Origin of the sequence: Thiorhodococcus mannitoliphagus (assembly GCF_010915725.1) — a bacterium.
GTDB lineage: Bacteria > Pseudomonadota > Gammaproteobacteria > Chromatiales > Chromatiaceae > Thiorhodococcus > Thiorhodococcus mannitoliphagus.
The window spans coordinates 1-353 of record NZ_JAAIJR010000499.1 but is presented as its reverse complement, the minus strand read 5'-3'; the positions used below and the strand labels follow the sequence as shown (position 1 = coordinate 353).

Annotated in this window: 1 pseudogene; it reads left to right on the top strand. The window is 63.2% G+C overall.

Annotation, left to right across the window (positions count from 1 at the left end):
* Window positions 1-302: pseudogene (locus tag G3480_RS27515) on the top strand (Rpn family recombination-promoting nuclease/putative transposase); the annotation flags it as partial.
* Window positions 303-353: the final 51 nt, after the last annotated feature.

Genomic DNA, 353 nt, shown 5'->3' with positions numbered 1-353 from the left:
CGCTGAGCGCCGACGAGGAAACGCGCTACTGGGCCGAGGCGCGCGCGAAAGCGCAGAGCGACGAGGCCACCTTGCTGCTGGAGGCGCGCGAGGAAGGTGAGCAGATTGGGTTGGAGAAAGGCGAGCAGATTGGGTTGGAGAAAGGCGAGCAGATCGGGTTGGAGAAAGGCCGCCAGGAAGCGGCTCAAGAGACTGCCTGTAACCTCATCAAGCTTGGCCTACTCAGCGATGCTCAGGTCGCCCAGGCCACCGGCCTGAGCCTTGCACAGATCGAGGCGCTGCGCTCGGCCGGTCCACACTAAGCAAGTGTCCATCAATTGTTTCCCGATGCGAGCGATGCCGCCCGAAATCCC